The organism is Streptomyces sp. NBC_01381 (assembly GCF_026340305.1).
Taxonomy (GTDB): domain Bacteria; phylum Actinomycetota; class Actinomycetes; order Streptomycetales; family Streptomycetaceae; genus Streptomyces.
On sequence record NZ_JAPEPI010000001.1, the window covers coordinates 2,630,518 to 2,655,011 of the forward strand.

Annotated in this window: 22 protein-coding genes; 10 read left to right on the forward strand and 12 right to left on the reverse strand. The window is 71.2% G+C overall.

Annotation, left to right across the window (positions count from 1 at the left end; translation table 11 throughout):
- Positions 1 to 182: 182 nt before the first annotated feature.
- Positions 183 to 1,217 carry a DUF3068 domain-containing protein gene (locus tag OG453_RS12415; protein WP_266867379.1) on the reverse strand — a complete coding sequence of 345 codons (1,035 nt, stop codon included), beginning with the start codon at positions 1,215 to 1,217 and terminating at the stop codon, positions 183 to 185.
- A 190-nt stretch (positions 1,218 to 1,407) separates the two neighbouring features.
- Between OG453_RS12415 and OG453_RS12420 the strand changes: the two genes are divergently transcribed.
- The 4 genes from OG453_RS12420 to OG453_RS12435 all read left to right on the forward strand — a co-directional run bounded on the left by OG453_RS12420 (position 1,408) and on the right by OG453_RS12435 (position 4,559).
- Entirely contained in the window at positions 1,408 to 1,563 is a 156-nt protein-coding gene (locus OG453_RS12420) for a hypothetical protein (RefSeq protein WP_266867380.1), read from the forward strand.
- A gap of 65 nt (positions 1,564 to 1,628) precedes the next feature.
- Positions 1,629 to 2,882 (forward strand): helix-turn-helix domain-containing protein, encoded by a 1,254-nt coding sequence (locus OG453_RS12425; RefSeq protein WP_266869827.1) that lies wholly within the window; start codon positions 1,629 to 1,631, stop codon positions 2,880 to 2,882.
- Between the two features lie 9 nt (positions 2,883 to 2,891).
- Positions 2,892 to 3,740, forward strand: a complete 849-nt coding sequence (locus tag OG453_RS12430) for an SMP-30/gluconolactonase/LRE family protein (RefSeq protein ID WP_266867382.1) — start codon at positions 2,892 to 2,894, stop codon at positions 3,738 to 3,740.
- Between the two features lie 135 nt (positions 3,741 to 3,875).
- On the forward strand, positions 3,876 to 4,559 hold the full coding sequence (locus OG453_RS12435; RefSeq protein ID WP_266867384.1) for a hypothetical protein: 684 nt from the start codon (positions 3,876 to 3,878) through the stop codon (positions 4,557 to 4,559).
- Positions 4,560 to 4,566: 7 nt separating this feature from the next.
- On the opposite strand, the gene OG453_RS12440 is transcribed toward OG453_RS12435, so the two are convergent.
- A complete protein-coding gene (locus OG453_RS12440) occupies positions 4,567 to 5,016 on the reverse strand; it encodes a MarR family winged helix-turn-helix transcriptional regulator (protein WP_266867386.1) in 450 nt (149 codons plus the stop codon).
- A gap of 92 nt (positions 5,017 to 5,108) precedes the next feature.
- Between OG453_RS12440 and OG453_RS12445 the strand changes: the two genes are divergently transcribed.
- Positions 5,109 to 6,146 (forward strand): NADP-dependent oxidoreductase, encoded by a 1,038-nt coding sequence (locus OG453_RS12445; RefSeq protein ID WP_266867388.1) that lies wholly within the window; start codon positions 5,109 to 5,111, stop codon positions 6,144 to 6,146.
- 157 nt (positions 6,147 to 6,303) lie between these two features.
- Positions 6,304 to 6,732, forward strand: coding sequence for an organic hydroperoxide resistance protein (locus OG453_RS12450; protein WP_266867390.1), 429 nt, complete (start codon positions 6,304 to 6,306; stop codon positions 6,730 to 6,732).
- A gap of 105 nt (positions 6,733 to 6,837) precedes the next feature.
- Here OG453_RS12450 and OG453_RS12455 read toward each other — a convergent pair whose 3' ends face one another.
- Both OG453_RS12455 and OG453_RS12460 read right to left on the reverse strand, forming a co-directional pair.
- Positions 6,838 to 7,995, reverse strand: a complete 1,158-nt coding sequence (locus OG453_RS12455) for a serine hydrolase domain-containing protein (protein WP_266867392.1) — start codon at positions 7,993 to 7,995, stop codon at positions 6,838 to 6,840.
- Positions 7,996 to 8,380: 385 nt separating this feature from the next.
- Positions 8,381 to 10,990 carry a M14 family zinc carboxypeptidase gene (locus OG453_RS12460; protein ID WP_266867394.1) on the reverse strand — a complete coding sequence of 870 codons (2,610 nt, stop codon included), beginning with the start codon at positions 10,988 to 10,990 and terminating at the stop codon, positions 8,381 to 8,383.
- Between the two features lie 113 nt (positions 10,991 to 11,103).
- Between OG453_RS12460 and OG453_RS12465 the strand changes: the two genes are divergently transcribed.
- On the forward strand, positions 11,104 to 11,904 hold the full coding sequence (locus OG453_RS12465; protein WP_266867396.1) for an EI24 domain-containing protein: 801 nt from the start codon (positions 11,104 to 11,106) through the stop codon (positions 11,902 to 11,904).
- Here OG453_RS12465 and OG453_RS12470 read toward each other — a convergent pair.
- From OG453_RS12470 to OG453_RS12490, 5 genes are all read right to left on the reverse strand, one after another.
- Positions 11,885 to 13,129 (reverse strand): pyroglutamyl peptidase, encoded by a 1,245-nt coding sequence (locus OG453_RS12470; RefSeq protein ID WP_266869828.1) that lies wholly within the window; start codon positions 13,127 to 13,129, stop codon positions 11,885 to 11,887. The two genes, OG453_RS12465 and OG453_RS12470, sit on opposite strands and share 20 nt — an antisense overlap.
- Positions 13,130 to 13,261: 132 nt before the next feature.
- A complete protein-coding gene (locus tag OG453_RS12475) occupies positions 13,262 to 14,173 on the reverse strand; it encodes an aminoglycoside phosphotransferase family protein (RefSeq protein ID WP_266867398.1) in 912 nt (303 codons plus the stop codon).
- 58 nt (positions 14,174 to 14,231) lie between these two features.
- Positions 14,232 to 14,573 carry a DUF5713 family protein gene (locus OG453_RS12480; protein ID WP_266867400.1) on the reverse strand — a complete coding sequence of 114 codons (342 nt, stop codon included), beginning with the start codon at positions 14,571 to 14,573 and terminating at the stop codon, positions 14,232 to 14,234.
- Positions 14,574 to 14,639: 66 nt separating this feature from the next.
- Entirely contained in the window at positions 14,640 to 16,115 is a 1,476-nt protein-coding gene (locus OG453_RS12485) for a VCBS repeat-containing protein (protein ID WP_266867402.1), read from the reverse strand.
- A gap of 86 nt (positions 16,116 to 16,201) precedes the next feature.
- Positions 16,202 to 16,777, reverse strand: coding sequence for a TetR/AcrR family transcriptional regulator (locus tag OG453_RS12490; protein ID WP_266867404.1), 576 nt, complete (start codon positions 16,775 to 16,777; stop codon positions 16,202 to 16,204).
- A gap of 168 nt (positions 16,778 to 16,945) precedes the next feature.
- On the opposite strand from OG453_RS12490, the gene OG453_RS12495 reads away from it, so the two are divergent.
- Positions 16,946 to 19,399: a glycoside hydrolase family 3 protein gene (locus OG453_RS12495; protein ID WP_266867406.1), complete on the forward strand. Its 2,454-nt coding sequence runs from the start codon at positions 16,946 to 16,948 to the stop codon at positions 19,397 to 19,399.
- 114 nt (positions 19,400 to 19,513) lie between these two features.
- Positions 19,514 to 20,380 (forward strand): hypothetical protein, encoded by an 867-nt coding sequence (locus OG453_RS12500; RefSeq protein ID WP_266867408.1) that lies wholly within the window; start codon positions 19,514 to 19,516, stop codon positions 20,378 to 20,380.
- A 28-nt stretch (positions 20,381 to 20,408) separates the two neighbouring features.
- Here the strand turns inward: OG453_RS12500 and OG453_RS12505 are convergent, their stop codons facing one another.
- Together OG453_RS12505 and OG453_RS12510 are read right to left on the reverse strand one after the other, a co-directional pair.
- The gene (locus OG453_RS12505; protein WP_266867410.1) at positions 20,409 to 21,395 is read right to left on the reverse strand and encodes an aldose epimerase family protein; all 987 of its coding nucleotides are present in this window, start codon (positions 21,393 to 21,395) and stop codon (positions 20,409 to 20,411) included.
- 30 nt (positions 21,396 to 21,425) lie between these two features.
- A complete protein-coding gene (locus OG453_RS12510; protein ID WP_266867412.1) occupies positions 21,426 to 22,361 on the reverse strand; it encodes an SGNH/GDSL hydrolase family protein in 936 nt (311 codons plus the stop codon).
- A gap of 299 nt (positions 22,362 to 22,660) precedes the next feature.
- Between OG453_RS12510 and OG453_RS12515 the strand changes: the two genes are divergently transcribed.
- The gene (locus OG453_RS12515; protein ID WP_266867413.1) at positions 22,661 to 23,155 is read left to right on the forward strand and encodes a DUF3145 domain-containing protein; all 495 of its coding nucleotides are present in this window, start codon (positions 22,661 to 22,663) and stop codon (positions 23,153 to 23,155) included.
- Between the two features lie 69 nt (positions 23,156 to 23,224).
- Here OG453_RS12515 and fabF read toward each other — a convergent pair whose 3' ends face one another.
- Positions 23,225 to 24,487: a beta-ketoacyl-ACP synthase II gene (fabF, locus tag OG453_RS12520; RefSeq protein WP_266867415.1), complete on the reverse strand. Its 1,263-nt coding sequence runs from the start codon at positions 24,485 to 24,487 to the stop codon at positions 23,225 to 23,227.
- Between the last annotated feature and the right edge of the window lie 7 nt (positions 24,488 to 24,494).

Here is a 24,494-nt window from a genome sequence, read left to right on the forward strand (position 1 = left end):
GAACCGTTCGGGTCACTTACGGGGGTCTTGCGGGTGCGGGGTCTTGCGGAGGTGCTGTGCTCGGTCTGTGCGGGGGCGGTGCGGGGACTGTGTTCGGGTGGGGTGGATAGTTTTCGCCGCCCTGTTCGACGCGGCTACTCACCGAAGTGATAATTTCGGGGGTTTCATTAGCTGACGTCTCATCACATCGTGGTGGGTTGCAGGGCGCTTGGTGACGTATCGCCATTCGGACGGTCCGGCTCCGCTGCTGAATCCAGTCCTCCGGACCCATTTGCCCCACTATTGGACCGCCGTCCCCTGACGACGAGCACGACTCCCGCGGCGGTGAGCAGCGCACCCAGCGCACCCGCACCCACGGGCAGCGTCGTGCCCACCAGCTTCAGCCGGCTGCTGTCGTCGTCGGCGAGACCGACCTGCGTCTTCTGCGTCTTGGCCGTGAACGCGATGCGCTTGCTGTCGAGCAGCACCGTCGCGTCCTTCTCGGAGCCCGGCGCGCGCAGTGTCTTGCGGGGCCCGACCGCCGCGTAGATGATCCGGCCCGTGGTCTTGTCGGCCACCAGCTCCACGCCGTGGTTGGCGTACCACTCCTCGGCCAGCACATTGCTGCGCTTGGGCTGTCCGACCAGGCGCCCCGGCACGAGCCGGGTCCCGGTCTTGGTGGGCTTCACCTTGGCGGTGAAGCGGTAGCCCTCGTACCCCTGGATCTTCTTCGTGCCGCGGAAGGTCAGCGGGACGGTCGCACCCAGGGTGTTGTCCCACCAGACGTACGAGCGTTTCTCCACGTCGAAGGGGAACTTGAGGTAGGCCTCGCCCTCGAAGTACGGCTTCTCGCCGCAGCAGTGCACCGGCCTGTTGGTCTCCCGGTCGGTGACCCAGCGCTCCTGGGTGAACAGGAGCGAGTCGTGCGGGTCCGCGGCCGGCAGGGACTTGTCGGGATCGACCGACGTGACCACGTCCCAGACTGCGTGTTCTTTGGTGCTGTCCTCCACGTCGCCGCGTACCTGACGCGTGATCGTGAGGTTCTTGTTATGCACCGTCTTGATCTTCTTGGTGTCGAAATAACTGCCTTTGCCCTTGAAGACCGTAATGGTGTCGATGTCGACCGGCGTGCGTTTTGCCCGTGGCTCGACGTACCACGCGAGCAGCGGTGCCAGGACGAGCAGGAAGACGCCGAGTCCCAGGAGGACCAGCGAGAGGGGCGAGGCTGTGCGGCGCATCCGGCACTCCTGATGGCGGGGGCGAAGGTTACCGAGCCGTATGGGGCCGGAACGCTAGGCGGACCCTTGACTTTGTGTCAATGCATTGATGAAACTGTGCTCTCGCCGGGCGGGGCCGGTAAAGGACTGTGCGAACACCAGCTGTGCGACCAGGGTGGGGACGACCTCCAGCAGAGAGGCTGACCCTGACATGCACCGATTGCTCGCCGCAGGACTGACCGCGGTGGCCGCCGCCGCCCTCGCCGTGGCTGCCGCCTTCGGCCTCGTCGCTGCCCTGAACGCGACCCCGGACCAGCCCAATACGCCCCTCGTGCACTACGAGCCGCCGCGCGGGGGCAGTGAGTGACCGTGCCCGTGAGCGAGAGCCAGGGTTCGCTGTCCGTCCGTTCCGCCTGGCGGGATGTCCCGCCGATGCTGGTACGGCAGTTCGCCGCGCTCGCCCTGGACGAGGTGCCCGCGCTGGCCCAGGACATCCTGCGGGAGATCCGCGCCGAGTACCCGGGGCTTCCCGTGGTCCTCGACGACTCGGGCGAGCCGATGGCGCTCATCGGCATCCGGCGCGCCCTCGAAGGCTTCGTCCAGCAGATCGCGGCCGGCGAGGGCCGGCCGTGCTATCCGCTGGAGGTCTTCCAGGAATTCGGCCGCGGGGAGGGCCTGCACGGCCGCAGCCTCGACTCGCTGCAGGCCATCTACCGGCTCGGCGTGCGCCTCGCCTGGCGCCGCCTCGCCGAGATCGGCCAGCAGATCGAGATCCCGCCGCCCGCCATGTACGAACTCGCCGAGTCGGGCTTCGAGTATCTCGACGGCCTGGTCGACCAGTCGGTACGCGGCTACGCCGAGGCCGCGGCCCGGCAGGCGGGCGAACGGCTGCGCCTGCAAAGGAAGTTGATGGAGCTGCTGCTCTCCGAGCGGCGCGGCGATGCCTGGACCGGGGTGCAGGGCGATTCCGCTTCCGCCGGTGGCCCGTATTCCGGTTCGGCGCAGCCGGGCGGCGCCCTCGATGAACGGGCCGCCCGCGTCGGCTGGCAGCTGCCCGAACGCGTCGCCGTCGGCGTACTGCTCAGGCCCGCGCGGGAGGCCGTGGCGCCCGCCGTCGGGCAGGGCGTGCTGCTCGACATGGAGACCGAGCAGCCCCGCATGGTCATCCCCGACCCGGACGCGGCCGGGCGCCCCGAACTGCTGCGGCGCGCCATGACGGGCTGGTCCGGCGCGATCGGCCCGCCGGTGGCGCTGGCCGACGCCGCCAAGTCGCTGCGCTGGGCGCAGGCCGCGGTCCGCCTGATGGAGCGCGGCCTGCTGCCATCCGGCGAGGTCCTGCACTGCACCGAGCACACCGAGGCCCTGGTCCTGCTGCAGCCCGAGGAGCTCATCGATGACCTGGCCCGGCGCTGCCTCGCACCCCTGGCCCACTGCGGTCCCGCACACGGCCGCCGCCTGGCCGAGACCCTCCTCGCCTGGCTGGAGACGCGGGGCGGTGCGCCCGAAGTGGCGGCCCGGCTCGGCGTCCACCCGCAGACGGTGCGCTACCGCCTGCGGCAGATCAGGGAACTGTGGGGCGACGAGGTGGACGACCCGGACCGCCGCTTCGAGCTCGAACTGGTCCTGAGAGCAAGGAGGTTGCGGGGCGAGCTGGGACCGGTGGGCCGATCGGCGGCGCGCGGGTAGCCTGCCGGGATGGACATAGCGGTACGCGCGCAGGCAGCACTCGGCGAGGGCCCCACGTGGGACGCCGCCGCCCGGCGGCTCATCTGGGTCGACATCCTGAGCTCACGCGTCCACACCTACGACCCGTCGACCGGGCACCGCTCGGTCATGGCCACCGAACAGCACGTCGGCGCCGCCAAGCCCCGCGCGGGCGGCGGCCTGGTGGTCAACCTCCGGGACGGAGTGGGACTTTACGACGCCGCAGCCGACGGTTCCGCTTTCCGGTGGCTGCACCGCGATGTCGTACCGGGCCGCCGGGGCAACGACGCGGCGGTCGCACCGGACGGTGCCCTCTGGGCGGGCACCATGCGCTACGACGAGACACCGGGCGCCGCCAACTTCATCCGCCTCACCGGCGACGGCACCGCCACCGAGGTGTTCGGCGACGTATCCGTGAGCAACGGCATCGGCTGGAGCCCCGACGGCCGCCTCATGTACTACATCGACACCCCGACCCGGCGCATCGACGTACTGGACCTCGGCGACGACCGACTCCCGCGCTCCCGGCGCCCCTTGGCGGTCGTCGAGGACAGCGCCGGCTACCCCGACGGGCTCACCGTCGACGCCGACGGCTGCGTCTGGGTCGCCCTGTGGGACGGCGCCGCCGTCCGCCGCTACACCCCGTCCGGCGCCCTGGATCGGGTGATCGAACTCCCCGTGGCGCGCCCCACCGCGTGCGCGTTCGGCGGCACCGATTTGCGGGACCTCTACATCACCAGCGCGCGCACGGGACTCGACGCGCCGCACCCGCTCTCCGGCTCGGTGCTCGTGGTGCCGGACGCGGGCCAGGGCGTGGCACAGGCGGCGTTCGCCGGATAGCTGTGCTTTCAGGCCGGGTTGACCGAGTAGCACCACATCCACCTGGCGTTTTCCGCCGGAACATTCGATTCCGCACACAACCTTCACGGCAGTCGCTTCCTCTGTTCCCCGTGGCTCACCTAGCCTCCATGCCTCATGGACTACTGCCACCCGTGCCACAGGCACCTCAACGGCGCCCTGGCCTGCCCGGGATGCGGAACCCCGGCCGAAGCCTGCCGTGAGTACGCGGAGGCCGTCGGCGAGCAGGAAGTGGTGGACGGCCCCGAGGGTGTGTCCGACGTGGCGGCGCCGCGTGTCCGGGGCCGCCGCCGCAAGGAGCGCGGCCGCAAGGCGCACCGGCGCAGGCGCCGCAGGATCCTCCTTGCCACGGCCGGCCTCGCACTCGCCGCGGGCGGCCTGAGCCTGGCCGAGCTCGGCACCGAGGGCCCCTCCGACGACCCCACGGCGGCGTCCGCGCCGGACGGGGACGCGGGCGAGCGCCCTTCGGCACGGGAGTCGGCGGGCCGGGACGAGGAGACGGCGTACGAGGACGGGTCCACGGCGACCGCTTCGGCCAGCCCCACGGCATCGGCGTCCGCGACCGACAAGGACGAGGCGGCGCGGCAGAAGAAGAAGTCCGAGGAGGCCAAGGAGAGGGAGGCGGACAAGGCGGACGACGGGGCCGATTCCCAGGCCCCGGTCACCAGCTCCGCACCGGACACCCCCGACACCCCTCAGACCACGCGCCCCGCACCCCCGCCGACCTCGCAGAAGCCCGACCCGAAGCCGGAGCCGACCCCGTCGGAGACGTGCGACCGGTTCCTGTGGTGGTGCACGTAGCGCAGGCTCAGCCCTCGCTCTCGCCGACCATCCTGCGCAGCAGCCCGCGCAACGACAGCCGCTCCTCGTGGGTGAGCTCGGCCAGCGGCTCGCGGGCGAAGCTCAGGGATTCGCGCAGGCTCCGCGCGACCCGCCGGCCCTCGTCCGTGGGGGCGGCCAGCTTCACCCGGCGGTCGGCCGGGTCGGGGCGCCGCTCTACCAGGCCGCGCGCCTCAAGGCGGTCGACGATCCCCGTGATGTTCGACGGCTCGCACTTCAGCTTCTGGGCTATGCGCCGCATCGGGACCGGTTCGAGCGAGAGAAGGCCGAGGACGCGCGCCTGCGCCCCGGTGAGGGCGTGCTCACCCGCCGCCTCCTCGTACTCCTCGTGGTAGCGGGCCACGACCGTGCCGATCAGCTCGACGACTTCGAGTGTCAGAGGGTCGGTGCGCGGAGGGCGGGAGCTGCTGGTGGCCATGGCACCAGACTACCCGGTTACTTGACATCATCAAATATGTAGGCGCATGGTTGTTTCACCACATGAAGCAGTGTTCCAGGAGGACGCCCCGCATGTCCGTCACCCCCGAGTCCGCAGAGCTCCCCGCCGTCAGCCGTGAATGGCACCTCGTCCGTCGCCCGCACGGCTGGCCGGTCCCGGAGGACTTCGCGCTGCGCGAGGCCCCCGTCACCGCCCCGGCCGACGGTGAGGTCCTGGTCCGCAATCTGCACTTCTCCGTGGACCCGTACATGCGCGGCCGCATGAACGACGTGAAGTCCTACACGCCGCCGTTCAAGCTGGACCACCCCATGGAGGGCGGCGCGGTCGGCGAGGTCGTCGCATCGAACGCCGAGGGCCTCGCCGTGGGCGACCACGTCCTGCACTTCGGCGGCTGGCGCGAGTACGCGACCTTCCCGGCCAAGCACGCCACCAAGGTGGACGGCAAGGCCGCGCCCCTCTCGGCGTACCTCGGTGTGCTGGGCATGACGGGCCTGACGGCGTACGCGGGCCTCTTCGAGGTCGCTTCCTTCAAGGAGGGCGACTCGGTCTTCGTGTCCGGCGCCGCCGGTGCCGTCGGTGCCCAGGTCGGCCAGATGGCCAGGCTCAAGGGTGCGTCGCGGGTCGTCGGCTCGGCGGGCTCGGACGAGAAGGTGAAGCTCCTGGTGGAGGAGTACGGCTTCGACGCGGCGTTCAACTACAAGGACCCGCGCCCGGTGGTCGAGCAGCTGAAGGAGGCCGCTCCCGACGGGATCGACGTCTACTTCGACAATGTCGGCGGCGAGCACCTCGAGGCGGCCATCAGCCGGATGAACGTGCACGGCCGCGCCACCATCTGCGGCATGATCGCCGGCTACAACGACACCGAGCCGACGCCGGGCCCGCGCAACATGGCCATGATCATCGGCAAGCGCCTTCGCCTGCAGGGCGTGCTCGTCGGCGACCACGCCGCGCTGCAGCCGCAGTTCGTCGCGGAGGTCGGCGGCTGGATCCGTTCCGGCGAGCTCAAGTACAACGAGACCTTCGTCGAGGGCGTCGAGAACGGCGTGGAGGCGTTCCTCGGCATGCTCCGCGGCGAGAACACGGGAAAGATGATCGTTTCCCTCGTCTGAGCCCCTGTGCTGGGCCTGTGCTGGGCCCTGTGCTGGCCCTGTGCTGGGCCTCCTGAGACGGGCGGCAGATGGCCACCTTCCGGCATCCGATAAAGTCTTTCCAAAATGCCGCACTGTGGGCGCGCAGAGCGGCTCGTCTCAGGAGGAACCGGCACTTATGTCCATCCAGCAGATCGACGTCAAGTACACCGCCGTCGCCACCGCCGAGAACGGCCGTGACGGCCGCGTCGCCACCGACGACGGCAAGCTCGACGTCGTCGTCAACCCGCCGAAGGAGATGGGCGGCAGCGGCGCCGGCACCAACCCCGAGCAGCTCTTCGCGGCCGGCTACAGCGCCTGCTTCCAGGGCGCGCTCGGTGTGGTCGCCCGCAAGGCGAGCGCCGACATCTCCGGCTCGACCGTGACCGCGAAGGTCGGCATCGGCCAGAACGAGGCCGGCGGCTTCGGCCTGGAGGTCGCGATCACCGCCTCCATACCGAACGTGGACGCGGCCACCGCGCAGTCCCTGATCGAGCAGGCCCACCAGGTGTGCCCGTACTCGAGCGCCACGCGCGGCAACATCAAGGTGGAGCTGGCGACCGCCTGACCCGCACTGCGCGTACGTGACGAGGGCCGCACCCCGAAGCAGGGGTGCGGCCCTATGTCATGCGGTCCGGCAGGTCAGCCTTCCCCCGGTCGGCCAGTGCCCCGGTCAGCCGGTGACCGCCGCCGTGTGGATGGCCCGTACGAGACGCGCGTCCTCCGGGGGCGGTCCGCCGGGGAAGGGGAACCTGCGCCGCGTATAGCCGTACGCGAGCCCGCTGCGCGGATCGGCGAAGGCCTGCGAGCCGCCCACGCCCTTGTGCCCGATGGAACCCGCGCCGAGGAACGGGTACCCGGCTTCGGCGGTGTTCTGGAACCCCACCCCGAACGATTTATGGGCCTGCGTCACCAAGTCGTACCCATTGGAGTGGATCTGCCCGAACTCGGCCACGGTGTCCGGCTTCAGGAGCGGCTCCCGCCCGTCGAGCCCGCCGACCGCCGCCGCGTACATCCCGGCGAGACCGCGCGCGGAGGCGACACCGCCGACGGAGGCGGGCCCCTTGGCGCGTACGAGGCGGGAGTTGGGGAGTGACTCCAGGTCGGTGGGCTGTGCGCCGTTGCGGTTGAAGGCGATGGAGTTCAGGGTGTCCGGCTGCGGCGGCTGTGCGTCGAGGAAGGCGCGCTCCGTGGCCGACGGGATCATCGGAAGCACGGAGCGGAAGCGGGGCTCTTCCGCCTCGGGGAGGCCGAGGTGGAAGTCAAGACCGTAGGGGGCGCGGACACGCTCTTCGTAGATGTCCTGCAAGGTCCGCCCGGTGACCCGGAAGACGACTTCACCGGCGAGCGCGCCGATGGAGAGCGCGTGATAGCCGAAGGCGGTACCGGGGCGCCAGTAGGGCCGCTGGGTCGCGAGGCGGGCGGCGATGGCGCGGTCGTCGGCGAGCTCCTCCGGAGTGAAGCCGGTGTCTGCGCCGACGACACCCGCGCGGTGCGAGAGCAGCTCCCTCAGAGTGACGCCGCCCTTGCCCTCGGCGGCGAACTCCGGCCAGTAGTGGGCCACTTCCCTGTCGAGGTCGAGGACCCCGTCCTGCACGAGCAGGGCGGTCGTGAGGTGGGCGGCGCCCTTGGTGGACGAGTACACCCCGAAGAGCGTGTCACCGTCCGTGTCGGGCCCCACCCACAGGTCGACGACCCGCCTCCCCTTTACGTACGCGGCGAGCTGCGCGGCATGCTCGGGCTTCTCCCCGGCGAGGAGAGCGGCGAACTCGCCCCGAACGGCTTCGTATCCGGCTGCGGTGGTGCCGTGCACCTTGATCTCACGGGTCATGCACTCTTCTTCCCCAACCCGCCCCTTCCCGAAAGATCCGCCGCTTCGCGGCGGATCTTTCCCGCCCTCCCCCAAGCTCTTAATGAGCAGGGGGGACCCCCTTCCCGATTGCCCGGCAGCGGTCCCAGCCTGCCGACACGCCGTCGTCGGCCGCGCCGCCGTACCGCCGCTTCGCGGCGAGTTTCCCGCCCACCCGCCCGATACCCGGCACTTGCCCGCCCACCCATCGGTAGGTCTTCGAGCCCGGCCGCAGGTATTTCAGCCCGTCCGGCGTTTGAGGACGAACTCGGCGAAGCCGGTGATCTACGGCCACCTCGCGGCCGGCGAAGCCGGAAGTGATTCGGGTAGGGGCGGGGTCGGGGAAAGATCCGCCGGAGGCAGAACCTCAGCCCACGCTCAGCAGCGCCCTCCCCACCTGCGGGAACACCCCCTTCGGATGGTCACGGAACAGCGGCTCCGTGCCGAACAGGACGACCCCTGAACCCGAAGCCGATGACCCGCTCACCACAGACGCCTGCCCCGCCGCATCCGCAGGACCACCCGCCCCGTCCACCGGCCGCCAATGCCCGGACAGCAGCGGATTCCCGTCCCCATAGGACTGCTCGACCCGCACCCCACTCCCCAACTCCGAGAACCACACGGGCGCGTACACGAACGAATGCGACGGCGCACCCCGGGTCAGCGGCCCGGCATTCACCACCCGCACCACACCATTCGCATCCCCGTTCCCGGAAACAGCCTTGGCGGCAAGCAACTTGGCATCGGAGTTCAGCGCGGCACCCTCCGCACCGCGCCCGACGACCCCGCCGCCCCCGGCGATGAACCCGTCGAGCCCGTCCCGCGCCTCCGCGTTCAACTCCCCGTAGGAAAGCCCGGCCGAGACGAACAGCGCGTCCACGCCACCCGACTTCTCCCAGTCGAACCCCGCGTTCAGCACGGCGGTCGAAACCGGCACCACATCAAAGTTCATCTCCCGCAGAGCGAACAGCTCACCCGGCGTCACGGCCGCCGCGACCCGCGTGCGCCGCACCACCGACCCCGCCTTCGCCTTGGTCGCGTCGAACGCCACGTCGTACTTCTTCGCCGCGGCGAACGCCGCACCCCGCGCCTTCGACGAGAGGATCACGCTGCCGTCGTCACCCGCGGCACGCCGCACTGAAACCCCGCGCCCGAGCAGCCAGTTGAGCGCGGCCACCTCCCGCGCGTCGTCGAGCCGCAGCCGCAGATCCCCGCGCGACGCGACCCGCCCGACCCGCGAGGGCTCGTGAACGGCCCTGGCGGGGACGCCGTCGAGGCCGCCGCCCCGCACCGATTCGACCGTGGCGCCCCACAGCCGGCCGAGGCTCCATCCGGAGATGTCGTACATCGTCGACACCTTGTCGCTGATGTCCCGGCCGTCGGCGAGCATCACATTGGCCAGACCGCGCTTCGGCTGACGCATGTCGATGACGTACGAACCCTTGTCGTACGAGGTCCCGCCGAGCCGGAAGTCGCGCGTCGCACGCTCCACCCGCACGTCGTTGTCCAGCAGATGCCGCACCAGCCGCGAGGCCGCCGCCGCCGAGCGCTGGTCGCGCGACCCGGCCGGGATGACGTACGCACGCGGGAAGTCCGTGGTGTACACGTCCTCCGGGCCGATGCCCGGAACCCCGGGCACGGTCTCCGGCGACACCGGCACCTGTGTCGCACCCGCGGCGCCCCGACGGAACGTCTCGATCTGGTCGGCTATCACCGAAGTGCGGTGCTCTTGCGTGTAGTTGAGCGTTGCCGACATCGCCGCTCCCGCGATGTCCACGTTGATCGCCGACCGGCGCCGCAGCTCCGGCACCGGGAGGTCGTCGTACTCCTCGTTGTTGACGACCATCGGGAACTCGATGGTGTGCGCGGCGACCGCGCCGTGGAACGGCATGTACTGCGGGGTGAAGATCGGCGGCCAGTCGTCCCAGCCCTCCTCCTGGTCACGGAAGGGGATGACCGCGGGCTCCACGCCGTCCTTCTCGGGGGTGTAGCCGAGGCCGTTGACCGCGGCTTCCATGCCGAGCGCGTTGGCGTAGGTGTTCTTCAGGAAGAGGTCGTACTCGTAGTTCTCGCCGTGCGGCGGAGTCGTCGGCTCGATCAGTGTGCCGTTGACGTATCCGTGCAGGTCGATCATGACGGCCGGCTGCTTCGCGATGGCGATGTCCCGCATCGCGCGGGCCTCGGGCTGCGACGCGGTGATGAAGTCGCGGTTGAGGTCGAAGCCGTTGGCGTTGGCGCGGGTGCCCGCGATACGGCCGTCGGGGTTGGCCGTGACGTTGAAGTAGAGGCGGTTGTGGGCCAGGAGGTCCTTCGACTTCCCGTCCTCGGCCTTCGCCAGCTTCTCGATGAGCTTGAGGGCCGCGTCCGTGCCCTCCCACTCATTGCCGTGGATGTTGTTGTTGATGAAGACCGGTGTCTTGTACGAGGACTTGACCGCCGGATCCTTGGCGGCGGCCTCCGGCGCGTTCTCGATGAGCTCGCGCATCCGCTCCTGGCGGGCGGCCTCCTTGGCCGACTCGGGCGCGGTGACGGTCACCAGGTAGAGCTGGTGGCCGCCGGCCGAGCGGCCCGCGATCTCCACGCTGACGCGGTCGCCGATGCCCTGGATGTCGTTCAGCTTCGGGGCTAGGGAGTGGTAGGGCGCAAGGCCCAGTTTTATCGACTTGTCGTCAGGGTTCGCGGGGGGTGGGGTCAGCTTCTGTTCGCGGGGGTAGCCGCGGTTCCTCGTGTCCGTGAGGCCGGTGCTGCCGCTCGCGTCGTCGAGCGCACGGTCGGCCGCGCTCGCCGGACCCTTGGCGGCCCGCTCGGTGCTGCTGAGCGGCGAGCCCTCGCGGTGGATGTCGCGGCCCGGACTCGGGTCGGCGGTCGCGCTGCCGGGTGCGAGCGTGGTGAAGACGAGGGCGCCCGCGGCGGCGAGCGTGGTGAGCAGGACGGGTCTGGACGGCCGGGATGGCCGGGATGGCCGGGATATGCCCATACGTACCTCCGGAATCGGATCGATACGCGTGGTCTACCCTTTCAACCCCCGCACAACAAGAGGGCCTTGGGCCCCACGCGTCACTCCTGTGACCGGCGGATAGGCTGTGCCGCATGCGTGATCTAGGACGGGGCTTCGGCTACTTGATGAAGGGCCAGCGCTGGGTCGCCCAGCATGGCAAGCAGTATGGAGTCGGCCTGTTGCCCGGCCTGATCACCCTGCTTCTCTACGCGGGGGCGCTCGTCGCGCTCGGCCTGTGGGGCGCGGACTTCGTCGACTGGGCGACGCCGTTCGCCGACGACTGGTCATCGCCGTGGGCCGGACTGTTCCGCGGCTTCCTGACCGCGCTGCTCTTCGCGCTCGCGCTGCTCCTCTCGGTGCTCACCTTCACGGCGGTCACCCTCCTCATCGGCCAGCCCTTCTACGAGTCGCTCTCCGAGAAGGTCGACATCTCCGTCTCCGGGTACGCCCCCGAGTCGGGCCTGCCGCTCTGGCGCGAACTGCTGATCTCGGCGCGGGACAGCCTGCGCATCCTCGTGCGGGCACTGGTCTGGGGTGTCCTGCTCTTCGCCCTCGGCTTCATCCCGGTCGTCGGCCAGACCGTGATCCCGGTGGTCGGCTTCTGCGTGACGGGCTTCTTCCTGGTCGAGGAGCTGACGGGCGTTGCACTGCAGCGGCGGGGCGTCGAACTCCGCGAGCGGCTCGCGCTGTTGCGCGGCCACAAGCAGCTGGCCTGGGGCTTCGGCACCCCGCTCGCTGTCGCCTTCCTGGTGCCGTTCGTCGCGGTGTTCCTGATGCCGGGGGCGGTCGCGGGAGCGACGCTGATGGCGCGGGAACTGGTGGGGGAAGACACCGCTGACACCGCTCCCGCGGCGGACGACCCGGAACCGGAACCTACCGCCGGGCGTTCATAGCGGCCGTCAGGATCTGCCGTACCTGCGCGATGATGTCGAGCCGGTTGCGGACGAACTCGGGATCGGTGACCTTGCCGGTCGCCGGGTCCGTGTTGCCGGCGCCGAACTGCAGCACCGGCGTGTGCACATGGCCGCCCGGCAGGCTCTCGTGCAGCCCGAGGCGGTCGCGGAGCAGCGTCGCCCGGTAGGCGATCTCGTTCGAGAGGTAGTTCCCGCCGCCGCCCTCCCGCGCCGTAGAACCCGCGGTGGGCCCGTCGGGGCGGACCACGGGATCGGTGCCGCCCGCCGGGATCTCGGTCACCGAAGTGTTGTCGTACACGGGGAAGCGGCCCGTCGCACCGTTCACGATCTCCTTGTACGGGAGGGTCGTCGACGTCCACTGGGGCTGTGTGGCCGGGTCGGTGACCGGGATCGTCTCCGTGCGGGAGAGGGTCTCGTTGTCGGGGAATCCGCCGCGCCAGGCCCCGTTGGTCCGCTCGATGTCGAAGCGGCCGACGCGGCCCTGGCTGATGGTGGTGAACAGGTCGACGCGCGGCAGCTTGTCGCGCAGCACCCGCTCGACCGTGCCGTCCGCGAAGTCCTGCCAGCGGACGGGGAAGACGGTGGTCTCGACGCGGGCGGGGCCGTCGGCGGTGTCGATGACGGTGCCGTCCAGGGCGAGCGCGGTGGCGCCCGACGGGTTGCTGATGCGGACGTCCCGGTCGAGCGTGAAGGGGTCGAAGCCGGTGACGAGGATCCGCTTGATGCGGTGACCCGCGGCGTCCTTCTTCGGATGGCTCGGGTGGCGGATGGAGTCCTGGCCGCGCGATGTGGTCTCCAGGGCCCGTATGAGAGCCGCCTGCCGGTCCTTGTCCACCCCGAAGTCGTGCTCCGCGCCCGACCATTGGCGAAGCTCCCGTGTCATCGCGATGCGGGCCCAGTACAGCGGCCGGTCGTCGTCCCTGCTCAGGTCGCCGGCCGCGGGGCCCCGGTCCTGTGCCCGGTCGACGGCACGCTTCCACAGCGCGGAACCCTGACGTACGACGATGCGCTCGGCCTCGCCGTACGACTGCGCACGGTCGAGCGCGCGGGCGAACTGGGGTGCCACGGCGTCGAATCCGCTGCGCCGCAGGATCTCCTGCGGGGCGGCGCGGTCGAGCCGCTGCTCCTCGACCGAGGCCGAGGCGGTCTTTTCGGCGGTGGCTGTGGTGGATGCCGCCGCGGGTGCGGTCGTGGCGGCGAGCAGCAGTGCGGTGCCGACCGCGGTGAGCCGGGGGAGCGCGGGGCTCTTGGGGAGGTGGGGAGGCTTGAGTGACACGGGAGTCCTTCCGTGGCCGGTGGGGGTGGAGGCAGTATTCCGGCAGGAAAGGCGCCGCGGCTACAGCTTCTCGGTCTTCTCGGCGGCGTGATCCGCGAGGACCTCCTCGATGACGTGCCGCGCGGTGCTCGCGATCGTCTCGTTCCTCGTCCGGTAGTACGGCAGCTCGATGAGCGCGATCGACAGGGCCCAGCCGCGCCCCCGCGCCCAGGTCGCGTCGTCGACGTCCAGGGCGGCGCGGAACTCCTTGCGCGCCTCGCCCGTCAACAGGCTCCACGCCGTGATCAGGTCGACGGCCGGTTCGCCGATGCCCATGCAGCCGAAGTCGATGACGGCGCTGAGGCGTCCGCCCGTGGTGAGCAGATTCCCCGGCTGCAGGTCGGCGTGGACCCAGACGGGCGGGCCCGCCCACTCGGGGGCGCGCAAGGCGGCGTCCCAGGCGGCGGCCGCCGCGCCGGTGTCGATGACGCCGTCCAGTTGGGCGATGGCGTCGCGGGTGTCCCGGTCGCGCGGGGCGAGCGGGCCGGGGCGGTACGCGGTGGGCAGGCCGGTGGGCTCGACCCGGTGCAGCGCGGTCACGAACCGCGCCAAGTCCGCCGCGAGCAGCTTCGGTTCGGCGACGCCGCCGATGAGCGGATTCGCCCCGTCGAGCCAGCGGTAGACGTACCAGGGCCAGGGGTAGCCGTCCCCGGGCTCGCCCTTCCCCAGCGGCGCGGGCACGGCGAAGGGGACCCGCTCGGCGAGCCGCGGCAGGTGCTCTACCTCGGTCCGTACGTCGTCGACGCCTCCCGCGACGCGGGGGAGCCGCACCGCCATGTCGTCGCCGATGCGGTAGATCGCGTTTACGGTGCCGTTCGACTCGACGGGCGTGACGGTGAGCGAGGCCCACCGCGGGAACTGCGCGGCGAGCAACCGCCGTACGAGCGCCGCGTCGATGTCGGCTTCGTCGGCGTGCATCTTGGCCGGGGGCATGGGGTGACCTTCGGGAGAAAGTACGGCGGACAGCGCGTCGGACAGCGCGTCGGACGAGTCACCACTCACGAGCGGCGATCAGCTCCTCCACGTCCGCGTCCGCGAAGCCGTACGCCGACGCCACGAAGGCGAAGTCCTCGCCTATCGCGTCCCGCGCGATCGTCTCGATCTCGCTGTCGGCGGCGACGAACTCCTCCTCCAGCGCGTTGAACTCCTCCGTCGCCGCCGCCGTCAGGACGTACAGCGCGTCCAGGTCGGCGGGCCGCTCGGACTCGATCCGCGCGCAGAGCCCGAGCAGGATCGCCTTCCCCTTGTCGAGGAGGTGATCGGGGTAGTACGAGTCCCCGTAGAGCTCCCCCAGAAATCCGTGCCCGACCACCTGCTGGTTGCTGACCGGCATGACGATCCCCCCTGCCTTCCTCGTTCCGTGCTTCGATGATGCACGCCCCCACTGACAACGCCCGCTTCACCCCGAAGCGATCTGCCCCGCGGAGAAGGTGATCCCCTCGGTCCCGGAGTCGCCGCGGCTGATCCACCAGCGGGCCGGGACGTTCTTGCGGGACCAGGTCAGGACGAGCTCGGCGGATGCGCCGCCGAAGGCGCCCGCCGTGAAGATGCCGATCCGGCGGTCATAGGGCTTCAGCGTCTTCCCGGCGTACCGCTTCGGCCCGTTGATGCGCACGCTGTGCCGGTCGGTGCCCGAGAGGCCGCCGTCGCGGCCGTGCAGGACGACGACGCCCTTCAGGTCCTTGGCGAGGATCGCGTCCATGTCCGTGCCGTACTTGGTGATCAGGTCGTCCTTGCCGTCACCGTTCAGATCGGCCGCCTCCAACTGAAGGCCGAGCGCCTCCGATCCCCGGACGGTCTTGGTCACCGGGGCGCCATAACGCTCACGGGAGCCGTACGCGACGACGATCGGGGCGAGGTCGTGCGGTGTGGCGGAACCGTCCACGGCCTCGTTGTTGCGGCTGCCGCTGTCCCCGACGGCGATGTCGCCGCGGCCGTCCCCGTCGAAGTCGCCGAGCGCGGTGGCACTGCCCAGGGGCAACCGGTGCTCGGCGGCCGGGAAGCGGCCCCCGCGGCCCCCGGCGGCGCCGCCGAGCAGCAGCACCGCGGCGGTCTGCTCGCCGTCGCCTGACGGCTGGACGACCAGATCGGTCGCCGCGTCGCCGTTCACGTCACCGGCGGTGAGTTCGGCGATGTCGTCGTGGCAGCAGTCGCTCCCGGCCAGCCGCGACGGCACCCGCCAGTCGGTCGACGTACGGGCCGCGCCGCCGCCCCGCGTGAAGGGGCCGTACCGCACTTCGAGGCGGTCGTCCCGGGTGAGGGCGAGATCGGTGTGGCCGTCGCCGTCGAAGTCGCCCGGCTGTCCCGTGATGGAATCCGGTTCGGCCGCGGTGGCCAGCGGGGTCGGGTCGGCGGCGGGGTCAGGTCCTTCGGGGCCGCCCCAGACGATGTACTGCCCGATGGTCGGCTGCGGCGTGCCGGGCGCCGCCGGATCCGACGGGCCGGGCGTCGCCGGATCGGTGGCCGCCTCGCTGAACAGGCCGACCAGGTCCGCGAATCCGTCCCCGTCGAGGTCGCCCGTCCGGACGGTTCCGCTGGGCGAGAACCGGGAGCCGGGTCCCGTGACGGCCGTGCGCGCGGCGGGATCGAGACCGTCGCGGGAGCCGTAGACCACGGTCAGCCTGCTCTTCTTCTCGTACGTCACCGGGAGCACCAGGTCGCCGTGCCCGTCCCCGTTGACGTCCGACGGCAGCTCGCTGCCCTTGCCGCGCGGCACGTCCGCCGTCGCGGGCTTCCAGGCGGGCAGCGAGAGGTCCCGCTTCCCCGGCTTCGGCCGCGCGGAGTCCTCGGAGCGCTCGTCGCCGGCCGCGCAGGCCGTGGCGAGGAGCCCGCAGCAGAGGAGTACGGCGGAGGCACGGAGCACACGTCGGGTCATGAGGCCTCACCTCACACCGGGGGAGCGGGGCGGCACCAGGGAATGATCACCTTCGTGCCAGGACCGTTATGACTCTGCCTGCTGACCTACGACGCATCCCCGCCGAGCAACCCCAGGAAATCCCTGAACGCCCCCGCCATGTCCACCGATTCGGGGTCCAGGAGCCACTGGTACTGGAGCCCGTCCATCACCGCGACCAGCAGCGGTGCCGCCGCCTCCGGGGTGAGGCCGCCGGGCAGCCGGTCCCCGTACTCGGCGCGCAGCACGTCCGCGAACTTCTCGCGCACCGAGCCGTACCGCCCGGTGAAGTACTCGCGCGCCGGATGCCCGTCCGTCACGCTCTCGCCGAGCAGCGCGGAGAAGGTCTGGATGATGCCGGGGCGCATCGCGTTGTACTCGACGAGCGAGCCGAGCAGATCGAGGCGGATCGCGCTCGTCGGCACCGCGTCCCACTGGTCGCGGGCCTCCAGGACGGCGACGAGCAGCGCCTCTTTCGTGGGGAAGTAGTGCAGCAGGCCCTGCTGGGTGAGGCCGACCCGCTCGGCGACGGCGCCGAGGGTCGCGCCGCGGTAGCCCCGCTCGGCGATCACCTCGAAGGCGGCCCGGAGGATCTCCGCACGCCGCTCCTCGCTCCTGGCCCTGCTCCTGGCCTTGGGCGCCATGGCACCTGCACCTGCCTCTTCGCGTTCCTGAGTCGCCTGCTCGCAGACCGTACGCCACCGTCATGCTCCCCCAAATGTAACGGCGGGATAACTAAATCTACCGATCTACAGGTAGCCGGTGCAGGATGAGGGAACGTACGGAACGGACTTCAACGAGGAGGTACCGCCATGGCGGGAACACAGGGCCCCGGAGCCACCCGCGCCGACCAGGCGCGCGAGGCGGCCGTCGAGACCGCGCTCGGCACGCTGGATCTGGACGCCAAGGCCCGGCTGCTCGGCGGCCGTGACATGTGGTCGCTGCACGCCCTGCCCGAGATCGGCCTTGAGCCCCTCGTGATGTCCGACGGCCCGATCGGCGTGCGCGGCATCCGCTGGACCGCCGACGACCCGTCCATCGCGCTGCCGTCCCCGACCGCGCTCGCCGCCACCTGGGACCAGGACCTGGCCCGCCGCGCCGGCACCCTGCTCGCCCAGGAGGCCCGCCGCAAGGGCGTCCACGTCCTCCTCGCGCCGACCGTCAACCTGCACCGCTCACCGCTCGGCGGCCGCCACTTCGAGGCGTACAGCGAGGACCCGTACCTGACAGGCGTCATCGGCACCGGCTACGTCCAGGGCGTGCAGTCCGGCGGCGTCGGCACGACCGTCAAGCACTTCGTCGCCAACGACGCCGAGACCGACCGCTTCACGGTCGACAACGCGATCTCCGGGCGCGCCCTGCGCGAGCTGTACCTGGCCCCCTTCGAGGCGATCGTCGCCAACGCCCACCCCTGGGGCATCATGACCGCGTACAACCAGGTCAACGGCGCGACGATGACCGAGCACCGCTACCTGGTCAATGAAGTCCTGCGCGGCGAATGGGGCTTCGACGGCTACAACGTCTCCGACTGGATGGCCGCCCGCTCCACCAGCGGCGCCATCGACGGCGGTCTCGACGTCGCCATGCCGGGACCCCGGACCGTGTACGGCGATGCCCTCGCCGAGGCCGTGCGCGCGGGCGAGGTCAAGGAGTCGACGGTCGACGAAGCCGTCCGCAACGTCCTGCGCCTCGCCGCCCGCGTAGGCGTCCTCGAAGGCGCCGAGCCCGTCGTCGCCGATCTGCCCGCCGAGATCGACGGCGAGGCCCTCGCCCGCGAGATCGCCCGCCGCGCCTTCGTCCTCGTACGCAACGAGAACGGCGCGCTGCCCCTGGAGCGCACCGCGTCCGTCGCCCTCATCGGCGCCGCCGCACGCGACGCCCGCGTCCTGGGCGGCGGCTCCGCGACCGTCTTCCCCGCGAGGGTCGTCTCGCCGCTCGACGGTCTGACCGCGGCGCTCGGTGCCGATGCGGTGACGTACGCCGTCGGCGCCGACCCGAGCGACGAACTCGCCCCCGCCGACAAGGGGTTCGCGCTGCGCGCCATCTGCCGGGACGCGGCCGGCAACGTCCTGGGCGAGGGCAGCCTGCCCTCCGGGCAGGTCCAGTGGATCGGCGACGATCTGCCCGACGGCGTCACCCACGAGACGATGGCGAGCATCGAGGTCGTCGGCACGTTCACGCCGCGCGAGAGCGGCGACCACTCCTTCGGGACGCGCGGGCTCGGCGCCTTCAGGCTCACCGTCGCCGGCGAAGTCGTCTTCGACGGGGAGCAGGTGATGGGGGCCGAATCCGACCCCTTCGAGGCGTTCTTCGGCTCACCGGTCGAGCGCGCCAAGGTGAACCTGACGGCCGGTGAGACGGTCGAGGTCTCCCTCCACCACGGCCTCGACAAGGGGTACGCCCCGCCGCTGCCCGGCGTCGTGTTCTCCTTCGTCCACCTCGGGCCGCGGCGCGACCCCGACGAGCTGATCGCCGAGGCGGTCGAGGCCGCCCGGGGCGCCGACACGGCGGTCGTGGTCGTCGCCACCACCGAGCGGGTCGAGTCCGAGGGCTTCGACCGGCAGGACCTGCGGCTGCCGGGCCGCCAGGACGACCTGGTGCGGGCCGTGGCCGCGGCGAACCCGCGGACGGTCGTGGTCGTCAACTCCGGCTCCCCGGTGGAACTTCCGTGGCGCGACGAGGTCGCCGCCGTCCTCCTCGGCTGGTTCCCCGGACAGGAGGGCGGCGCCGCGCTCGCGGACGTCCTCACCGGCGACGAGGAGCCGGGCGGCCGCCTCCCCACGACATGGGGCACCCTCACGGACGCACCGGTCACCGCGGTGACCCCGGCCGACGGCCAACTCGCCTACTCCGAGGGCGTGTTCATCGGCTACCGCGCCTGGGAGAAGGAGGGCAGGACCCCTTCGTACGCCTTCGGCCACGGCCTCGGCTACACCGACTGGACGTACGAGTCGCTCACCGTGGAGGGCGCGACGGCCACGGTCCGCGTCCGCAACTCCGGCCAGCGCGCGGGCCGCGAGGTCGTCCAGGTCTATCTCGCACCGGCCACGCACGACGGCGACCGCCCGGTCCGCTGGCTCGCCGGGTTCGCGGGCGTCGAAGCCGCGCCCGGAGAAAGCGTGGAGGTGCGGGTCGACATCCCGCCCCGCTCCTTCGAGATCTGGGACGAGGCCGCCAACTCCTGGGCACGCCAGGGTGGTTCGTACGAAGTGCAGGCGGGCCGCTCGATCGCCGACCGCCGCCTGAGCGAGTTGATCATCGTGTGACGGTTCGGCGGTGGATCGGTGCGGGCCCCGGGGCGGTACCCCCGGAGCCCGTGGCGTGCGGGGCGGCTGTGGCAGACTCGCGGGCCGACAACAGCACGTTCGGGGGAGAAACACATGTACCCAGGTCAGCAGGGTCAGCCATACCCGCCTCAGCCCTATCCGCCCCAGCAGGGCCAGCCGTACCCGCCCCAGCAGCAATATCAGCAGTTCCCGCCCCAGCAGCAGTACCAGCAGTTCCCGCCGCAGCAGCAGTATCAGCAGCACCCGCCCCAGCAGGGCCAACAAGCCGTGGGCGACGGCATGATGGCGCCCGCGCCCGGTCTCAGCCCCGAGCAGCGCGACCTGGTCCTGCGCATCCAGAACACCACGAAGGTGTTCGTGCTCGGGCTCTTCGTCGGCATCCCGGCCACCTTCGGCGGCGCCCACTTCGGCATCACCGAGAAGCCGCTGGGCTTCGCGGCCGTGCCCGTCGGCATCGTCGGCTTCGTGGTCGGCGTCATCTCGTTCCTCAAGATGAACGCCATGAAGCGGCAGCTCCGTTCGATCACCGCGGACGCCTGGCGCTCCCCGGTCGCCCACCTCCAGAGCGCCCGCAAGGCGGCCACGCTCGCGGCGTATCTCAACGGCCTGCTAGCCCTGCTCTCGCTGGCCGTCGCCGTGTTCCTGCTCATCGCGGGCGCCGGCTGGGGCGCATACGGCAACTCGTTCGGCTTCGGCGCCCTGATGCTCGGCGCGGCCATCCCGCTCGGCCAGGCACTCGCCGCCGCGTCCACCATCCCGCAGCTCCTGCGGGTGATCCCCGCGGGAGCCAGGGTCGGCCAGTCGCTCTACTCGGTGCTGCTGCTCCTCGGCATCATCGTCACCTTCCGCGGCAGCGGCTGGGACACCAAGGCCATCGCGGCGGTCTTCACGCTGATCTGCCTGGGCGCCGTGACGCTGCTCGCCAAGGCGGGCAGGACGATGCGCGGCGAGAGCGGCTGAGAAGTCTCTCGGCGCATCAAGATCCCGCTCAGCGCACCGAGAACCCGTACACCGTCTCCGACTCGTACACCCCACCCGGCCGCAGCACCGTGCTCGGAAACTCCGGCCGGTTGGGGGAATCGGGGAAGTGCTGTGTCTCCAGGGCGATCCCGTCCCCCGGCGCGAACGGCAGCCCCGCGTCGAAGTGGTCCGCCGTGTAGAGCTGAAGGCCCGGCTCCGTCGTCGCCACGGTCAGCACACGCCCCGACGCCGGATCGCTCAGCTCCGCCGCCTCGACCGGCTCCGCGGTGACCCCCTTGTCCAGCACGAAGTTGTGGTCGAAGCCGGCCCCGGCCTTCCGCGCCGCCCGGAAGTCGAACCGCGTCCCGTCGACCTCCTCGTACGCCCCCGTGGGAATCTGCGCCCGGTCCGTCGGCGTGATGCGCGCCGCCGCGATCCGCACCTCGTGCCCGCCTGCGCCACCGCTGCCGGCCCCGGCCAGATTCCAGTACGTGTGGTTGGTGAGGTTCACGACCGTCGCCGCGTCCGTCGTCGCGCGATAGGCGATCCGCAGCCCGCCCGCCTCGTCCAGCGTGTACGTCACCGAGACCGCGAGCCGCCCCGGATACCCCTCCTCGCCGTCGGGACTCACCCGGGAGAGCCGCACCCCGTGCTCGACCTCCGCCGCCTCCCACACCCGCTTGTCGAACCCGGCGTCCCCGCCGTGCAGCGCGTTGGCCCCGTTGTTCCGCGCCAGGCGGTACGTACGGCCGTCGAGTTCGAAGGAACCCCCGGCGATCCGGTTCGCGTACCTGCCGACCAGTGCGCCGAAGTAGGGGCCGGGATGGTCGACGTACCCCTGAAGATCGTCGAACCCGAGCGCCACCGCCCCGCTCCGCCCCGACCGGTCCGGAACTTCCGCCGACTGGATGATCCCGCCGTACGTCAGGACACGTACCCGCACCCCGCCCCTTTCCAGGGTCCAGCGTTGGACGGGCGTGCCGTCGGGGAGCGTCCCGAAGAGTTCGCTGCGCATGATCGCGACCCTACGCCGGGCCGCGCGGCCTCACCCGGCCGGATCCTTGGCGGGGTTCTTGGCCGGATTCTTGGCCTTCACCTGCCGGTAGGCCATCTCCGCGAGCCGCGACTGCCCGTCCTTGCTGGGGTGGAACCAGTCCCAGTGGCTCAACTGGTCGCCGTCGAAGCGGAAGTCGAAGACCGCCCCGCCGTCGTACCGGCAGCGCAGATCCTTCGCGCACACGTCCTTGAGCACGTCGTTGTACGCGACCACGCGGTCCTGCACCGTGTCCCTGCGCTGCGTCGCCTTCGCGTCCACCGCGTCCGGATCCGCCAGCATCGAGGAGCAGATGCCCAGCTTCCACACCTGCTTGCCCAGCGGGTTGGTCCGCCCCTGCGACCAGAGCCGCTTCAGATCCGGCACGGAGGCGACGTACACCTGAGTCTTCGGCAGCTCGCGCCGCAGCGTACGCATCGCCTCCTCGAAGTCGGCGCGGAAATCGGCGACCGGCGTCATCGCCTCCGCCGACGTGCGGCAGGCGTCGTTCGCGCCCGCCATCACCGTGATCAGCTCGGGGCGCTCGGCCGCGGCCTCCTCCAGCTGCCCGGGCACGTCCGCCATCCGGGCGCCCGTCTTCGCGTGGTTCCAGCTGTGTTCGGCGGCCCGGTCCTTCCCGAGCAGCCGGGTCGCCAGGCTCTGCACCTCGGAGTCCGTGCCGGTCGCCCAGGAGGCCTCGGGGCAGTCGGAGAGCACCGAGCAGGCGTCGAAGCCGCGGGTGATGGAGTCGCCGACCGCGGCGATGGAGCGCGGCGTCGAGTCCCAGGTGGGGGTCGGCTTGGGCTTCGGCTTCTTGTGCGCCGACGGGCCGTTGGGGGCGGGAGACGCGCCGCCCTGGGCGTCGCACGCGGTCAGGGCGGCGGCGCCGAGAAGAACCGCCGTCGCGGTGGCGACGGCGGCACGTGAGCGGTGCCTTCGGTTCCGCATCCCCAGGTCCCCTCTGTCGTCGGCGTATCTGTGGTCCGCGTACGCGAACTGAGCGATATGGCGCCCCGTCGGGTGAATGGTGGGCGATTCCTGGCTTTGGGACCGACGGTACGTCACACTCCTTGCGCCGCCGCACGGTAGCCTCGCCACCCAGTGGCACCCTCTTCTCGCGGTTCCGCTAAATTACATCACGTCACATCTGTCCCGTTTTCGGGAGTTTCTCGAATTCAGGGAACAACGCTCGGCACGGGCGCGAGGCCGCTGGGGAAGGCGAACCTCGACCCACACTGGAGGTCCCGGTGACGACACGTGGAGTTCTGTACGTGCACTCCGCGCCCCGCGCGCTGTGTCCGCACGTCGAATGGGCAGTCGCGGGCGTGCTCGGCGCGCGCGTCAACCTCGACTGGATCCGGCAGCCCGCGGCGCCCGGCAGCTGGAGATCCGAGTTCTCCTGGCGGGGCTCGGTGGGCACCGCGTCCAAACTGGCGTCCGCGCTGCGCGGCTGGGATCTGCTGCGCTTCGAGGTCACGTCCGAGCCGTGCGCCACGGCCGAGGGCGAGCGCTACAGCGCCACACCCGAGCTGGGCATCTTCCACGCCGTCACCGGCATTCACGGCGACATCCTGATCCCGGAGGACCGGCTGCGCGCCGCCCTGGCCCGCTCCCAGCAGGGCGAGAGCGACCTGGAGGCCGAACTCGCCAAGCTCCTCGGCAAACCCTGGGACGACGAGCTCGAGCCCTTCCGGTACGCGGGCGAGGGCGCGCCGGTGCGGTGGCTGCACCAGGTGGTCTGACGCGTGGTCTGACGCGTACGAAAAGGGCCCCCACCGATCGGTGGGGGCCCTTTTCGTACGCGTCCTGGGTCAGACCGTCCTGAACGCGAGCACCACGTTGTGGCCGCCGAAGCCGAACGAGTCGTTCAGCGCCGCGATCCGGCCCTCGGGCAGCTTGCGCGGCCCGCCGCGGACGATGTCCGCGTCGACCTCGGGGTCGAGGTTCTCGAGGTTGATCGTCGGCGGGGCGACGCGGTTGGTCAGCGCGAGGACCGTGGCCACGGTCTCCACGCCGCCCGCGCCACCGAGCAGGTGACCGGTCATCGACTTCGTGCTGGTGACCGCCATGTGGTCGACGTCGTGACCGAAGGCCTTGCGCAGCGCCTTGATCTCGGCGACATCGCCCTGCGGGGTCGAGGTCGCGTGCGCGTTCACGTGCATGATCTCGGCGGGCTTCAGGTCGGTGTTGTCGACCAGGTTCTGCAGCGCCGCCGCGATGCCGTTGCCGGACGGCTCGGGCTGCGTGATGTGGTGGGCGTCGGCCGAGATGCCCTGGCCGACGGCCTCGACGTAGATCCGCGCGCCGCGGGCCTTGGCGTGCTCCTCGGACTCCAGGACGATCACGCCGGCGCCCTCGCCGAGCACGAAGCCGTTGCGGTCGGCGTCGTAGGGGCGCGAGGCGCCCGCCGGGTCGTCGTTGTTCTTGGACATCGCCATCATGTTGCCGAACGCCACGATCGGCAGCGGGTGGATCGCCGCCTCCGTGCCGCCCGCGACGACGACGTCGGCACGGCCGGTGCGGATCATCTCGATCGCGTAGCCGATGGCCTCCGCGCCCGACGCGCACGCCGACACGGGGGTGTGGACACCGGCGTGGGCGCCCAGCTCGATGCCGACGTTGGCCGACGGGGAGTTGGGCATCAGCATCGGCACGGTGTGCGGGGAGACGCGGCGTACGCCCTTCTCCTTGAGCACGTCGTACTGGTCGAGCAGGGTGGTCACGCCGCCGATGCCGGAGGCGATGACCGCGCCGAGGCGGTCGGGGTCGACGCTCTTGTCCTCGCCGGCCTTGTCGGTGTAGCCGGCGTCCGCCCAGGCCTCCTTGGCCGCGATCAGCGCGAACTGCGCCGAGCGGTCCAGCTTCCTGGCCTGCGGACGCGGGATGATCTCGCCGGGCTCGACGGCGATCTGGCCGGCGATACGGACGGGCAGCTCGGCCGCCCAGTCCTGCTCGATCAGGCTCACACCCGAACGGCCCGCGAGCAGACCTTCCCAGGTCGAAGCTGCGTCGCCACCCAGCGGTGTGGTTGCGCCGATACCGGTGACGACCACGGTGCGATTGGTCGAGTTCACAGGAAAA